Genomic DNA, 14,300 nt, shown 5'->3' on the forward strand with positions numbered 1-14,300 from the left:
TGAGCATGAAGACGAACCTGATGTTTCCGATGCGCGCGGTGAAGCACTATCCGCAGTGGATCGCTGAGGGCAGCCTCGGTGAGCTGGCCCGCTTCGTCGAGGACGCCGGCTTCGACGGGTTCGCGATGAGCGAGCATCCCTATCCCGACAAGGCGTGGCTCGCCAACGGCGGACATCACGCGTTCGACCCGTACGTCGCCCTGAGCGTGGCCGCCGAGGCGACGCGCCGCCTGCGGCTCATCACCTACGTGATGGTCGCCGGATACCGAAGCCCCTACCTTGCCGCCAAGTCCGCTGCGAGCCTCGACCTGCTCTCCGGAGGCCGGTTCACGCTCGGGATGGCCGCCGGCTACCTCGAGACCGAGTTCCATGCCCTGCGCGCAGACTTCGATCGACGCGGCAAGCTCCTCGACGAGGGGATCGCGGCGATGCGGGCGGTGTGGACGGGCGTCGATCACGACGGCCCCGAGTTCGGTGTCAGCGGGCACGAGTCGCTCCCGTTGCCACAGCAGGCGGGCGGGCCCCCGATCTGGATCGGAGGCAACAGCAAGGCCGCGCGCCGGCGGGTCGTCGAGCTTGCCGACGGATGGATGCCGATCGCCCAGTCCGCCGAGATGGCGGCTATCACTCGCACTCCACCGTTGGAAGACCTCGCCTCCCTCCGGACCCTGATCGCCGAGCAGAACGATCGGCGGGCGGCGCTGGGCCGGGCGCCCATGGACGTCAGCTTCGTCCCGTTCGAGAAGGACCTGCTGCGCACGGATGCCGATGCGTTCTGCGCCGCCCTCGCCCCGCGCCTCGACGAGTACGCCGACGCCGGCGTTACCTGGCTCACGATCGAGCCGGCCAGCCGGTCCTACGACGACTTCAAGCGCGACGTGACGTTGATGAGTGAGCGTCTGATCCGTCGCTGATCTGATCTCAACTGACAGCGGTGACTATCTGTATGGCGTCGGGCTGAACCGCGGCACCGACCTTTCCATTGCGAGAAATGACGCGACACTGTCGCCTGAACAGCCCTCAACGGGTGACTGCCGCCACATTTGTCGGCGCTACCCCTAGCGGCTCCCGATCACGTCATCTAACGTTTGTGTCACCGATCACCTCGATCCGAAGGGACTGCCGTCGATGACGCAGCATCTGGTCTTCCTCCTGCTCGGACTCGGCAACGGGGCTGTGTTCGGCGCACTGGCTCTGGCCATCGTGCTGACCTACCGCAGCTCCGGGGTGTTGAACTTCGCCAGCGGGGCGATCGCCCTGCTCGTCGCCTACTTCTACGCGTTCCTGCGCAACGGAGAGCTCCTGGTGGCGATCCCGGGGCTGCCCAACTCCATCCACCTCGGCCAACCACTCGCGCTGTGGCCGGCGCTGATCCTCTCGCTGCTGTTCGGGGCCTTGGTCGGATTGGTGCTCTACCTCGTCGTCTTCCGACCTCTGCGAACCGCGCCGCCGGTCGCGCGGGCGGTGGCCGCGCTCGGCATCTCGCTCCTCGTGACCGGCCTGCTCGCCGAGGAGCTCGGCACCGACGCCGTCGCCGTCGCGCCGATCTTCCCGGTGAAGACGTGGCGCCACGGTGACCTGTTCGTCTCCTCCGACCGCATCTACTTCGCGATCACGATCCTGGTGCTCGCCCTCGTGCTGATGCTGGCGTTCCGATTCACCCGGTTCGGCATCAGGACCCGGGCGTCGGCCGAGACCGAGCGAGGTGCGTATCTGAGCGGGATCTCGCCGGATCGGATCGCGGCGTACAACTGGATGCTCAGCTCGGCCGTCGCAGGCCTGGCCGGCATCCTGATCGCGCCGATCGTGCCGCTGGTGCCGGTGGCGTACACCCTGTTCATCGTTCCCGCGCTCGCGGCGGCGATCGTCGCACGCTTCGAGTACGTCGTCTGGGCCGTCGTGGCCGGGCTCGGCATCGGTGCGCTGCAGGCCGAGGCCCAGTACCTCGCCTCCGTGCACCCGTCACTGCCGTCCTCGGGTCTACCGGAGCTGGTGCCCCTGGTGATCATCCTGCTGGTGCTCGTGGTCCGCGCCCGCTCGCTGCCGTCACGCGGCGCCATCATCCTGCAGACCCTCGGCCGCGCACCTCGCCCGACCCGCGTCCTGCCGACGACCGTCGTGATGACCGTGGTCGCCGTCCTGGCCCTGGTCCTTCTCGACGACCGGTGGCGCAACGGCCTGATCACCTCGCTCATCATGGGGATCATCGCGTTGTCGACGGTGATCGTCACCGGCTACGCCGGACAGGTCTCCCTGGCCCAGCTGACCATCGCGGGCGCCGGTGGGTTCCTGCTCGCGCCGATCAGCGACAACCTGCACATCCCGTTCCCTCTCGCCCCGATCGTGGCGGCTCTTGCCGCGATGGTCCTCGGCGTGGTGATCGGGCTCCCGGCCTTGCGTGTTCGAGGACTCACGGTGGCGGTGGTGACCCTGGCTCTCGCCTTCGCCGTCGAGGCCATCTGGTTCCGCAACGTCGACCTCGTCGGAACCTCGGGCGTGACCGTCGGCAGCCCGAAGATCTTCGGCATCGACCTCGGCATCGGAGCTGGTGCCGACTACCCCAGGGTCCGCTTCGGTCTGATGTGCCTGGCGATCCTGGTCGGCGTCGCCGTCGGCGTCGCGCAGCTGCGTCGCAGTCAGCTGGGAGCGCAGATGCTCGCCGTGCGCGCCAACGAGCGTTCCGCGGCCGCGGCGGGCGTGAGCGTAGTGCGGGTCAAGATCCTGGCCTTCGCGATCGCGGCCTTCGTGGCCGGTCTGGGTGGCACGCTGCTGGCCTACCAGCAGCAGACGATCAGCGACAGCTCCTTCTCCGCGATGTCGGGACTCTTCCTCTTCGGGACCGTCTACCTGGCGGGTGTCACCTCGGTCTCGGGCGGCCTCCTCGCCGGCATCACGGCGGCCAACGGCCTCTTCTTCATCTTCGTCGACGAGACGTTCTCGGCCGGCGGCTGGTATCCAGTGGTGGCCAGCGTCCTGCTGGTGATGACGGTGATCCTCAACCCCGAGGGCATCGTCGGGCCCGCGCACAGTCTGATCGCCAAGCGCCAGCAAGCAGCTGCCGGACGCGCAGTCGTCGGCTCCGTCGCCTCGTTCGACGACACCGAGAAGACGGAGCACGTCATCCTCGACGCTGAGGCGGAGACCGAGCTCGAACTGCGCGACATCTCCGTGCATTACGGCGGTGTCGTCGCCGTCGACGGCGTCTCGCTGAGCGTCCCGCGCGGGTCGATCTTCGGCCTGATCGGTCCGAACGGGGCGGGCAAGACGACCCTCATCGACGCGGTGAGCGGCTTCGCGCCGCACACCGGCGGGGTCGTCCTCGCAGGAACCCCGATCGGGGACCTGGCGCCGCACCAACGGATCCGGGCGGGCCTGGGCCGGACGTTCCAGGCGATCGAGCTGTACGAGGACCTCAGCGTGCTCGAGAACGTCAAGGTCGGCCTCACCGCCTCCGGTCATCGTTCGGAGGTCAGCGGAGCCGTCGAGCGGAGCGCTGGGGAGCGGATGGAGGCGGTCTTCCGCCTGCTGGGACTCGACTCCGTGCGCGAGCGGCCCGCCGGCGAACTCTCCCAGGGCCAGCGCCAGCTGGTCTCGATCGCCCGCGCACTGGCCGGGCATCCGCGTGTCCTCCTCCTCGACGAGCCGGCCGGCGGACTGGACACCGTCGAGAGCGCCTGGCTCGGCGAGCGCTTGCGCCGGATCAGGGACAGCGGCGTGACCATCATCGTGGTCGACCACGACATGGGTCTGATGCTCAACCTCTGCGACCGGATCTCGGTCCTCAACTTCGGCCAGGTGATCGCGTCCGGAACGCCGGCCGAGATCCGGGTCGACCCCCGCGTCGCGGAGGCCTACCTCGGCTCGCACACGGAGAAGGCGGCGACGGCATGAGTGAGCAGGACACGTTCAGCGAGGCGGAGAAAGCGCCGGAGAGCGACGCTGTGCTCGAGGTCCGCGGACTCTCGGCCGGGTACGGCGCAGTCACGGTGGTCCGTGACCTCGACATCAGCCTGCGTGGCGGGGAGGTGCTCGCGATCCTCGGGCCGAATGGCGCCGGCAAGACGACCGTGATGGCCACGCTCGCCGGCCTGCTGCCCCGGCTCGACGGGGAGGTGCTCGTCGGGGGCAAGGTGCTCCCGAGCGCGCGACCCGGAGCGGCCAACAAGGCCGGTCTGGTGCTCGTCGCCGACGACCGGGCCCTGTTCACCGGGCTGAGCGTCAAGGAGAACATCCAGATCGCGCACAAGGCGGGCGGCCCCGACCTCGACGCGACCATGGAGCTCTTCCCGGCCCTGAAGAAGCGCCTGAAGGTCTCTGCCGGCGCGATCTCGGGCGGCGAGCAGCAGATGCTGGCCGTGGCCCGGGCGCTGGTCCAGCGTCCACGCGTGCTCCTCATCGACGAGATGAGCATGGGTCTTGCCCCGGTCATCGTCGAGGAGCTGTTGCCGATCGTGCGAAGGATCGCCGACGACACCGGCGCCGTGGTGGTCCTCGTCGAACAGCACGTCCACCTGGCCCTCGAGGTCGCCGACGAGGCGATGGTGATCGTGCACGGCGACGTACGGCTCACCGGGAGCGCCACGAATCTCGCGGCGCACCCGGAGCGGCTCGAGGCCGCCTACCTCGGCGAGACCGCACCGGTCTGACCTTCCAACGACGAGAGGAACGACGAAGATGACGGGACAGGGTGTCGCGGGGGAGACCCGGATGCTGATCGACGGCCGACTGGTCGCCGCGGCGTCGGGCGCGACGTTCGACAACATCAATCCAGCCACCGAGGAGGTGCTGGGCCACGTCGCGGACGCGGGTGCGGTCGACATGGACCGAGCGATCGCGGCGGCCCGTCGGGCCTTCGACCATACGGACTGGTCCACCAACCGGGCGTTTCGTCGGCACTGCCTCGAGCAGCTCCAGGAGGCGTTGGAGTCCGAGCGCGAGCTGCTGCGTGCGGAGCTGGTGGCCGAGGTTGGCACGCCGGTCGCGGTGACGTACATGGCTCAGCTGGAATGGCCCCTCGAGGAGGGCCTGCTCTGGCCGGCGAAGGAGATCGAGCAGTTCGCCTGGGAGCGGGAGCTGCCATCCAGCACCCTCGCGGGGATGAACAGCCGGAGGCTGGTCTGGAAGGAGGCCGTCGGTGTCGTCGGCGCCATCCTGCCGTGGAACTACCCGTTCGAGGTGATGATCAGCAAGCTCGGGCCGATCGTGGCCACCGGGAACACGGTGGTGATCAAGCCCGCCCCGGACACGCCGTGGAACGCGACGCGGATCGGGCGGCTCATCGCGGAGAGGACCGACATTCCGGCGGGAGTGGTCAACATCGTGACCTCGACGGACCACCTCCTCGGAGAGCAGCTGACCGTCGACCCGCGCGTCGACCTGATCTCCTTCACCGGCTCCACCGCGACCGGCCAGCGCATCATGGAGAAGGGCGCGGCGACGCTCAAGCGCGTCTTCCTCGAGCTGGGTGGCAAGTCGGCGGCGATCATCCTCGACGATGCCGACTTCGCGACGGTCGTGCCCGCGGGGATGAGCGTGTGCATGCACGCCGGGCAGGGCTGTGCGATGCAGACCCGGATGCTGTTGCCGCGCTCACGGTATGACGAGGGCGTCGAGCTGATCACTGCGGCGATGCAGAACGTCCCGTGGGGCGACCCGACCGATCCGGCAAACCTCATGGGGCCGCTGATCAGTGCGCGTCAGCGAGACCGGGTCACCGGGCTCATCCGCACCGGAATCGACGAAGGAGCCGAGCTCGTCGTCGGAGGTGCGGAGCGGCCCGCGGGTCGCGAGCGGGGCTTCTTCGTCGAGCCCACGCTGTTCATCGGCGTCGACAACTCGATGACGATCGCCCAGGAGGAGATCTTCGGGCCGGTGCTCACCGTGATCCCCTACGAGGACGATGAGGATGCGGTGCGCATCGCCAACGACAGCAAGTACGGCCTGGCGGGCGCCATCCACTCCGCCTCCACCGAGCGCGGTATGGCGATGGCCCGCCGGATCCGTACGGGTTCGCTCGCGGTGAACGCCAGCCTCTGGTACGGCGCCGACTCGCCCTACGGCGGCTACAAGAACAGCGGCATCGGCCGCCAGAACGGGATCGAGGGCTTCGAGCAGTACCTCGAGACCAAGGCCATCTCCGTGCCGCTGGTCTGATCCACGCGGCACCCCACTTGTCACCGACAGTCGACCAGAACGGAACAACACATGACTGACCGCCTTGCTGGCAAGGTCGCTTTCATCACGGGAGCAGCGAAGGGCCAGGGGCGCAGTCATGCGATCCGTCTGGCAGAGGAGGGCGCGGACATCATCGCCATCGACCTGTGCGAGCAGATCGAGTCGAACAACTACCCGCTCGGGACGCCGGAGGACCTCAAGGAGACCGTCCGGCTCGTGGAGGCGATCGGTCGGCGCATCGTCGCCAGCAAGGCTGATGTGCGAGACCGCAGTCAGCTCCGAGAGGCGCTGACGGCAGGCGTCGCTGAGCTCGGCCGGGTCGACATCGTCGTGGCCAACGCCGGGATCCTGCCGATGGCTCTGGGCGACCCGGATCCGATGGACTTCGTCGATGCCACCGACGTCGACCTGATCGGGGTCATGAACGCCGTCGCGGTCGCCATCCCGCATCTGACGGAGTATGCCTCTGTCGTGGTCACCGGCTCCACCGCGGCGATGCTGCCCAACACGACCGACAACCCGGCGATGGGACCCGGCAGCGCCGGCTACGGCTGGTCCAAGAAGACCCTGATGGGCTACACCGAGCAGCTGGCCCTGCACCTCGCACCGCGCCTCATCCGGGTCAACTGCATCCACCCGACCAACGTCAACACGAATCTGCTGCACAACGACGGCATCTACCAGCAGTTCCGGCCTGATCTGGAGCACCCGACACGCGAGGACGCCGAGCCGGCCTTCTACGTGTTCCAGGCCATGCCGATCCCGTACGTCGAGCCGGTCGACATCTCCAACCTCGTGCTGTTCCTCGCCTCCGACGAGGCGCGTTACATCACCGGCCAGCAGATCCGGGTGGACGCCGGGTCGCTGCTCAGGTGGCCCAACGGGCCGGGTAAGTGAGCCTGACCGCCTGACGGCGTGAAGCAGCGGCGGGGACCTGCTCCTGGAGCGAGGGTCCCCGCCGCTGCTGTCGTCTGTCTCAGCTGACGACGATCCGGGCAGATGCCACGTTGCTGATCAGCCGGTTGACTTCGGTGGCGTCACCGTCGCGCTGGGAACGGACCCGCGCCGTCACGAAGTAGGTGCCCGGGCTGCCGTAGGCGTGGCTGGTCCTGAGCGAGACGGCGGTGTCTTCTCCGCTGACCTCGTGCTGGAACGGGAACGTCGCCCAACCGTCCCAGTCCCACTCGACGGAGACGATGGTCCCTGCGCCCGGCGGAACCTCGGCGTCGACGGCCAGCTCGACCTGCTCACCCACGCCGACCTCAGCTCGGACGCCGCCGTTCGCGGAGACCCTGATGACGGGCTGGATGCCGCCCCGCTCGGACGCGGATTGCGGCAGCACGATCTGACCGTCGACGTACTCGAAGGTCGTGTTCGGCGGGGCCGTTCCCTCCTCTACCCACTGGATCAGGTCGGCGAGGCCCTGCTCGATCACCGGGAAGTAGTCGATCAGCCAGGTCGAGGTCGCGCGGGTGGTCGAGTTCGGGAGGTAGGACGGCGGGATGTGCTCCGCGTTCTGCGTCCACTGGAGCCTGAACTTCTCCGCAGCGGCCTCAGGTCCCTGTGCGGCGACGACCGCACCACGGTAGATCAGGCCCTGGGACGGCCACAGCGACGAGTCGTGCGTGTGGTGCATCCACAGCAGCTTGCCGGCGTACTGCCCGGTGTAGGAGACACCCATCAGGGGTGACATGAGGGGCACGGGGTGCTGGGCGTAGATCGGCTGACCGGCCTGGCGCAACGAGTCGAACTGGGCGTCGTCCATGATGTGGTGGCGATGGAAGTAGCAGAACGCCAGGAACTTGCGGTTGCTGACGTGGATCTCATCCCCGGCCTGGACGCCCTCGAAGCGCTTGAGGTTCGCCTCGCCGTGCCCGTCGCAGGCGAACAGGTCGGCGACGTTGCCGATGGCATAGAGCTGGCGACCGGCTGCGGCGCCACTCATGAGCTGCATCCCGATGCCGAGGCGGTAGCCGGCGGGCAGGCCCTCGACCTCGATCGCGTAGGGCATGTCCATGCCGGCCTCGCCGGCCATCAGCCCTGCCATGGTCTTCATCAGTCCGTACTCGGGGGCTTCGAAAGCCGGATCGGTCAGCAAGTCGCGGACGGTCACGACCCGACTCACCGTCGTCACGACGTCGATGAGGTCGTCCTGGACCGCCGTCGGCAGGTCGTGGCCGACATAGCCCGGCTTGGTCCAGAAGTTCTCGAAGTACGACGGGTCCTGCTCGACCAGCAGGTCGGCGATCGACGACCAGAGCCAGATCTGGCCCATCGGGGTGAAGAGCATGAACTCGTCGCCGAGAGGGAATCCCTGGCGGTAGAGGCTGGCGAGCTCCTCAGCGGAGTGGGAGTCGAGCCCCTCGAACGGGTTGCCGCTCCCGCCGGGCTGCATCGCGTCGATGAGCCTCCCCGACGTCGCGGGGTCGCGGAGCAGGCGCTGCACGTTGAACATGCAGGCGAAGCTCATCACCTGGGCACCCTTGATCCGCTCCGTCGCAGGGAACGGGGCGACGTCGCCCCCGCCCATGAAGGGCAGCGCGCCGTCGAAGACGTCGGCACCGTTCTCGAGCACCAACGGCGAGCGGCGGCCGCCGCCGCTGCCACCCCACACGTAAGCGTGGTGCGGCGCCTCACCGTAGACCTGCTCGGCGACGAACTTGGAGAAGCGCGCCGACTCGACGGCTGCGCGCCAGCCGTAGATCGTCGGGTCCTCCCCGCCCTTGGGATCGATGTCGTCCCCGATGTGACCCATGTTCGTCTCGACCATGTAGCCGCCGGCGCGGATCGTCAACGGAAGTCCGCCCATGGCGGCGCCGAGCGGGCCCGCGAAGAAGTCCTCGTGTCCCGCGTGAGCGCCCTCCATCGGCTGGATCAGGCGCCCCTTCCACTGGTCGCTAGGCGGGTAGGAGAAGGCGAACCGGGTGTCGCAGCCCGTGAACCCACCGTGGATGTACCGGTGCGGGCTGGGCTCGTCACGGAGTTCGTCGACGTCGATGTACGGCGCTCCGAAGTAGGAGTCGGTCACCTCGTAGGCCGAGCAGTCGACGGTGTCTTCGGTGGTGATGGTCATGAACGTCCCTTCGTTCCAGACGGCGAGGTAGCGGGCTGGCAGGACGTCACGCGAGTCGGCCAGCACGACCTGATGTGACCGGTGTCACGGGCCGCAGTCTGACGCTGATGTCATCTGATGTCAACGCTGTTCACAGGCGGCGACACACGGAAGTGAACGTTGTTGACTGCCCGGGTAAATGTGCTTAGTGTCACAGCCCGATCCCGGTCGCCGTTCGGCGTACCGGTCCCAGGACCTCCGCGCACCGCCGGCGGCGAGCCTGGGTCGTGACACGGGAGAACGCCGTTCGCCCCGCCCCTGACACCCCGTCACCAGGAGAACCCATGTACCGCAAGAAGGCACTGTCGGCTGTCGCCGCGATCGGCGCGACCGCACTCCTCACCCTCACCGCGTGCGGCTCGTCCGACGACGGGTCCGGCACCGCCGGCGACGCCGCGGGTGCGGGCAACTCGGGCGGCTCGGCGTCGGCGAAAGTGCTGGTCGTAGGCGACTTCACCAGCACGATCCCATTCACCCTCCCCGAGATCGCGCCCATGGTGAAGGGTGCGCTCAAGGACCTGCCGGACGTCAAGGTCGAGACCTGCGACGCGAAGGGCACTGCGCCCGGCTTCCTCGCCTGCGAGCAGCAGGCCGTCGTCGACAAGGTGGCCGCCGTCGTCCTCGGATTCTCGGGCGGCGGTCAGGACATGAGCATCCTGACGAAGGCCGGGATCCCGGCTATCGGCAACGGCGTGGCCAACGTCAAGAACAGCTACCCGATCTCCGAGTCGTTCTCCCTGTACGTCGCCCTCGGGGCCGGTCTCCAGCAGTCTGGATGCAGCAAGCTCGGCATCATCTACATGGACGGTTCTGACGCACTTGTCGACAACATCAAGAACGGCTTCGAGGGGAAGGGCGGCAAGGAGGTCGCCCGCGCCGCAGTCGCCGCGAACGCCGCCGACCTGTCGCCGGCCGTGGCGAAGGTGACCGAGGCGGGTGCTGAGTGCGTGGCGGTGAGCCTGCCGCCCGCCGGCGGTGCTCAGGCCCTCACCGCGCTGCGGCAGAGCGGCAAGACCGTGACCGTCGGTGGCATCGCCGCGGTCTTCAGCCAGCAGGTCCTCGACGCGCTCGGGCCGTTGGCCGACGGGCTGCTCGTCATCGACAGCAAGCTCAGCCCCGCGGACGACGCGCCCGGCATCCAGGAGGCGAAGGCGACGCTTCAGGCCACGGACCCGAAGGCCCCGTTCACCGAGCAGGCCGTCACGGCGTTCGTCGCCGCGAAGATCGTGCACGCGGCGCTCGCCTCCGCGACCGGCGACGTCGACGCCAAGACGTTCGCGACCGCGCTCGACGGTCTGCGAGGCGTGGACATGGCCGGTGTCATCCCTGCCTGGTCGTCGGAGCCGTTGGCGAGCAAGTCCTTCCCGCAGATCTTCAACCACTACGGCATCACCTACGAGATCGCCGGCGGCAAGCCGGTCAAGAAGGGTGACTTCTACGACACCTCCGACATCCTCATCGGCAAGTAGTCCGCGGCCGGAGGGGAGCGGGAGTCACGATGACCGAGATCTGGAGATTCGCTGCGCTCGGACTGGGAGCAGGCGGGCTGTACGCCCTGGCCGCGCTGGGCCTGGTCCTGGTCTACCGCGGGTCGGGCGTCGTCAACTTCGCCCAAGGCGCGGTGGGGATGATCGGTGCCTATGCCTACTTCGAGGCACGTCTGGAGCACCACCTCCCCCAAGCGATCTCGGTCCTCCTCGGGATCGTGACCTCCGCCCTCCTCGGCGCTCTGTTCCACCTGCTGATCCTGCGCCGCATGCAGGGAGCCTCGGCGCTCGCGAGGATCGTCGCGACGCTCGCGCTCCTCGTCGTCCTGCAGTCAGCGGTCCTGATCGCCTACGGGCCGCTGCCGAAGGTCGTTCCGTCGATGCTCCCCATCGAACCGGTCTCCATCTTCGGTGCACAGATCGGGCAGGACAGGATCTACATCTTCGCGATCGTCATGGCGGCGACCCTCGCCCTCTGGGTGCTCTACCGGTTCACGACCTTCGGCATCGCCACGTCGGCGGTCGCCGAGAACCCGCGGGCGGCCGCGGCGCTGGGTGTCTCGCCCCACCTGATCGCTGCTGCCAACTGGGCGATCGGGTCGGCGCTGGGCGGCCTGGCCGCTGTCCTGCTGATCCCGATCACCGGGCTCGGCACGGCGAACCTGACGTATCTGGTGATCCCGGTGCTCGCCGCGGCTGTCGTCGGCAGGTTCTCGTCATTCCCGCTCACCGTGCTCGCCGGCCTCGGGATCGGCGTCGCCCAGTCCGAGGTGACCCGCTACGTCACGGCGCCGGGCTGGGGAACGGCGGTCCCATTCGTCCTGGTCACCGTCGTCCTGCTCGCCCGCGGCAAGAGCGTCGCAGGGAAGGACGAGAGCTTCGGCCGGATGCCCCGACTGGGGAGCGGCAGGATCCAACCCGTCTGGCTGCTCGTCGGCGTCGCCGTCACGCTGTTCTGCATCTGGGTGGTGCTGCCGATGCCCTGGGTCAACGCCCTCCAGGCTCAGATCCTCGGCACCATCATCCTGATGTCGTTCGTGGTCGTCACGGGGTACGCCGGTCAGCTGTCGCTGATGCAGCTCGGCTTCGCGGGCGTCGGTGCGCTGGCCTCCGGCTGGTTGGTCGCAAGCCACGGCTGGCCGTTCGAGATCGCGCTCGTCGTCGGCGTGCTCACCGCGATCCCGATCGGGGTCGTCGTCGGCCTGGCCGGTGTCCGTACCCGCGGGGTGTACCTCGCGATCCTCACGCTCGGACTGGCGATCTCCCTGGAGGCGGTGGTGTTCGGCAACTCGGACCTCGCCGGCGGCCCGACTGGATACAACGTCGGCGACACCACGGTCCTCGGCATCGACGTGAACGGTCTCTTCTACCCGAAGCGCTATGCGACCTTCACGCTGATCGTGCTCGCTCTCGTCGGCTGCGTCGTCGCGAACCTGCGCCGCTCGCGGGCCGGAAGGCGACTCATCGCGGTTCGGACCAATGAGCGCGCCGCGGCGGCGCTCGGCATCTCGGTCACCGAGGCCAAGCTGTACGCCTTCATCCTGGGCGGGATGATCGCCGCCCTCGGGGGCATCCTGCTCGCGTTCCGAAGTCCGCTGCTGCAGCTGACCGGCTTCGCCGGTCTCCAGTCAGTGACGGCGATGCAGAATGCGGTTCTGGGCGGGGCGGGCACCCCCATAGGTCCGTTGTCGGGCAGTGGATTCCAGCCCGACTCGCTCGGTCAGCAGATCTTCAGCTTCCTCGGCCCGAACGTGGCGCTGTGGCTGGGTCTGGTCAGCGGCGCCGGCCTGCTGTACATGCTGACGATCGCACCGGACGGACTCGCGTTCACGATGATGCCGCGCGAGGTCCGGGCTCAGCGTGAACGGGCACGCGCCCGTCGGCTGGCGGCACGTGGCCTGGCGACCGCGACCGAGGACGCTCCTGCGCCGGTCGCCGACCCACCGCGCGCGTCCGGCCCCGTCGACCGTCACCGCGTGGAGCCGCTGACCTTGGAGATGGACGCGGTCACCGTCCGCTTCGGCGGTGTCGTTGCCCTCAACGGGCTCACTCTTCGCGTCGAGCCGGGCGAGATCGTTGGTCTGATCGGCCCGAACGGCGCTGGCAAGAGCACCTGCATCGACGCCATCACGGGTTTCAACACTCCAGCCTCCGGCGAGATCCGGCTCGGCGGAGAGCGGATCGACCGTTGGGCCCGCGAGCGCCGCGCCAGGGCTGGGCTGGGCCGCTCCTTCCAGTCGCTCGAGCTCTTCGAGGACCTGACGGTCCGCGAGAACCTCCTCGCCGCCTGCGACGAGCGCGACCTCCTGGCCTATGCGACGAACCTCGTCGTGCCGGGTCGTGACACCTTCACGCCCGCTGCGCTGGCGGCCATCGAGAGCTTCGGTCTCGGCGCCTACCTCGACGTGCGCGTCGAGGATCTCGACTACGCCCTGCGACGCATGCTCGCCGTGGCACGGGCCGCCGCAGGCGGTCACTCGGTCCTGCTGCTCGACGAGCCCGCCGCCGGTCTCGGCGACGTCCAGACGAGGCGGCTCGGCGAGGTGCTCAGGACCTTGGCGGACGACCACGGCATGGCCATCTTCCTGGTCGAGCACAACATCGACATGGTCCTGCGCAACTGCGATCGGGTGTACGCACTCGACTTCGGGACCCTCATCGGAGCGGGCACGGCCGACGAGATCCGGAGCAACCCTGCGGTGGTGGAGGCCTATCTCGGGACCAGTCGATTCACCGCGGACCACGCCCCCGCAGAGCCGACCGGAGGAGTCCGATGACCGCGGCCACCACCACCGCGACCGCACCCGCCCTCGAGGCCCGAGGGCTCAGCGTCGGGTACGGCGCCATGCCCGTCGTCCATGAGGTCGATCTGCACGTCGCGCCGGGCGAGGTCGTCGCGCTGCTCGGTGTCAACGGCGCCGGCAAGACGACCTGCGTGCGCGCCCTGGCGGGCGATCTCAAGCCACTGCGTGGTGAGGTGAGGATGAACGGCGAGCGGGTGCAGTCGCCGCTCCATCGCCGAGCCGAGCACGGTCTGCGCTACATCTCCGAGGAGCGCTCGGTGTTCATGGGCCTGTCTGCGGCCGACAACCTGCGACTGGGGGGCACGGACCAAGGGCGCTGCCTCGAGCTGTTCCCCGAGCTCGAGCCGTTGCTGGGCCGCAAGACGGCCTTGCTCTCGGGCGGCGAACAGCAGATGCTGACGCTGGCACGGGCACTCTCCGTCGATCCGCAGGTCCTCATCGCCGACGAGCTCTCGCTCGGTCTGGCCCCGCTGGTCCTCGAGCGTCTCCTCCTCGCTGTGCGGGCCGCGGCGGACCGCGGGGGCGCGGTCCTGCTCGTCGAGCAGCACGTCCGGGACGCTCTCGAGGTCGCCGACCGCGCCTACGTGCTCAGTCACGGCCGGGTCGTGCTCGAGGGTGACGCCCGGGATCTGCGGAGTCGTGTCGGCGAGATCGAGCGGACCTACCTCGCCGGGGCGAGCCTTGGCGACGGCTCATGACACGCCGGACGGTGCTGCCCTGCGC

The 14,300-nt window shown here is 68.7% G+C and carries 9 protein-coding genes; 8 read left to right on the forward strand and 1 reads right to left on the reverse strand.

Annotation, left to right across the window (positions count from 1 at the left end; all coding sequences use genetic code 11):
* The first annotated feature begins 5 nt into the window (after positions 1–5).
* The 5 genes from ABD205_RS17130 to ABD205_RS17150 all read left to right on the forward strand — a co-directional run bounded on the left by ABD205_RS17130 (position 6) and on the right by ABD205_RS17150 (position 7,071).
* Positions 6–914, forward strand: coding sequence for an LLM class F420-dependent oxidoreductase (locus tag ABD205_RS17130; protein WP_344046864.1), 909 nt, complete (start codon positions 6–8; stop codon positions 912–914).
* Between the two features lie 214 nt (positions 915–1,128).
* Positions 1,129–3,891: an ABC transporter permease subunit gene (locus ABD205_RS17135; RefSeq protein ID WP_344046866.1), complete on the forward strand. Its 2,763-nt coding sequence runs from the start codon at positions 1,129–1,131 to the stop codon at positions 3,889–3,891.
* Positions 3,888–4,646, forward strand: a complete 759-nt coding sequence (locus ABD205_RS17140) for an ABC transporter ATP-binding protein (protein WP_344046868.1) — start codon at positions 3,888–3,890, stop codon at positions 4,644–4,646. Before ABD205_RS17135 ends, ABD205_RS17140 begins: the two co-directional genes overlap by 4 nt.
* Before the next feature lie 28 nt (positions 4,647–4,674).
* Complete coding sequence (locus ABD205_RS17145) at positions 4,675–6,153, forward strand: aldehyde dehydrogenase family protein (protein ID WP_344046870.1); 1,479 nt, start codon at positions 4,675–4,677, stop codon at positions 6,151–6,153.
* A 51-nt stretch (positions 6,154–6,204) separates the two neighbouring features.
* Entirely contained in the window at positions 6,205–7,071 is an 867-nt protein-coding gene (locus tag ABD205_RS17150) for a mycofactocin-coupled SDR family oxidoreductase (protein ID WP_344046872.1), read from the forward strand.
* Between the two features lie 79 nt (positions 7,072–7,150).
* Here ABD205_RS17150 and ABD205_RS17155 read toward each other — a convergent pair whose 3' ends face one another.
* Positions 7,151–9,247, reverse strand: coding sequence for a tannase/feruloyl esterase family alpha/beta hydrolase (locus ABD205_RS17155; RefSeq protein ID WP_344046874.1), 2,097 nt, complete (start codon positions 9,245–9,247; stop codon positions 7,151–7,153).
* Positions 9,248–9,570: 323 nt separating this feature from the next.
* Between ABD205_RS17155 and ABD205_RS17160 the strand changes: the two genes are divergently transcribed.
* Genes ABD205_RS17160 through ABD205_RS17170 form a run of 3 tightly spaced genes read left to right on the forward strand, consistent with a single transcriptional unit; the run spans position 9,571 to position 14,275 of the window.
* Entirely contained in the window at positions 9,571–10,755 is a 1,185-nt protein-coding gene (locus ABD205_RS17160) for an ABC transporter substrate-binding protein (RefSeq protein ID WP_344046876.1), read from the forward strand.
* A 29-nt stretch (positions 10,756–10,784) separates the two neighbouring features.
* Positions 10,785–13,550 carry an ABC transporter permease subunit gene (locus ABD205_RS17165; protein ID WP_344046878.1) on the forward strand — a complete coding sequence of 922 codons (2,766 nt, stop codon included), beginning with the start codon at positions 10,785–10,787 and terminating at the stop codon, positions 13,548–13,550.
* Positions 13,547–14,275, forward strand: a complete 729-nt coding sequence (locus tag ABD205_RS17170) for an ABC transporter ATP-binding protein (protein ID WP_344046880.1) — start codon at positions 13,547–13,549, stop codon at positions 14,273–14,275. The genes ABD205_RS17165 and ABD205_RS17170 overlap by 4 nt, the downstream gene beginning before the upstream one ends.
* The last annotated feature ends 25 nt before the right edge of the window (positions 14,276–14,300 follow it).

The organism is Nocardioides panacihumi (genome assembly GCF_039530925.1).
Taxonomy (GTDB): domain Bacteria; phylum Actinomycetota; class Actinomycetes; order Propionibacteriales; family Nocardioidaceae; genus Nocardioides; species Nocardioides panacihumi.

Bases quoted from the DNA above. Each gene is read 5' to 3' on its own strand.
- ABD205_RS17130 (WP_344046864.1), top strand. From the start codon at position 6: ATGAAGACGAACCTGATGTTTCCGATGCGCGCGGTGAAGCACTATCCG.
- ABD205_RS17135 (WP_344046866.1), top strand. From the start codon at position 1,129: ATGACGCAGCATCTGGTCTTCCTCCTGCTCGGACTCGGCAACGGGGCT.
- ABD205_RS17140 (WP_344046868.1), top strand. From the start codon at position 3,888: ATGAGTGAGCAGGACACGTTCAGCGAGGCGGAGAAAGCGCCGGAGAGC.
- ABD205_RS17145 (WP_344046870.1), top strand. From the start codon at position 4,675: ATGACGGGACAGGGTGTCGCGGGGGAGACCCGGATGCTGATCGACGGC.
- ABD205_RS17150 (WP_344046872.1), top strand. From the start codon at position 6,205: ATGACTGACCGCCTTGCTGGCAAGGTCGCTTTCATCACGGGAGCAGCG.
- ABD205_RS17155 (WP_344046874.1), bottom strand. From the start codon at position 9,247: ATGACCATCACCACCGAAGACACCGTCGACTGCTCGGCCTACGAGGTG.
- ABD205_RS17160 (WP_344046876.1), top strand. From the start codon at position 9,571: ATGTACCGCAAGAAGGCACTGTCGGCTGTCGCCGCGATCGGCGCGACC.
- ABD205_RS17165 (WP_344046878.1), top strand. From the start codon at position 10,785: ATGACCGAGATCTGGAGATTCGCTGCGCTCGGACTGGGAGCAGGCGGG.
- ABD205_RS17170 (WP_344046880.1), top strand. From the start codon at position 13,547: ATGACCGCGGCCACCACCACCGCGACCGCACCCGCCCTCGAGGCCCGA.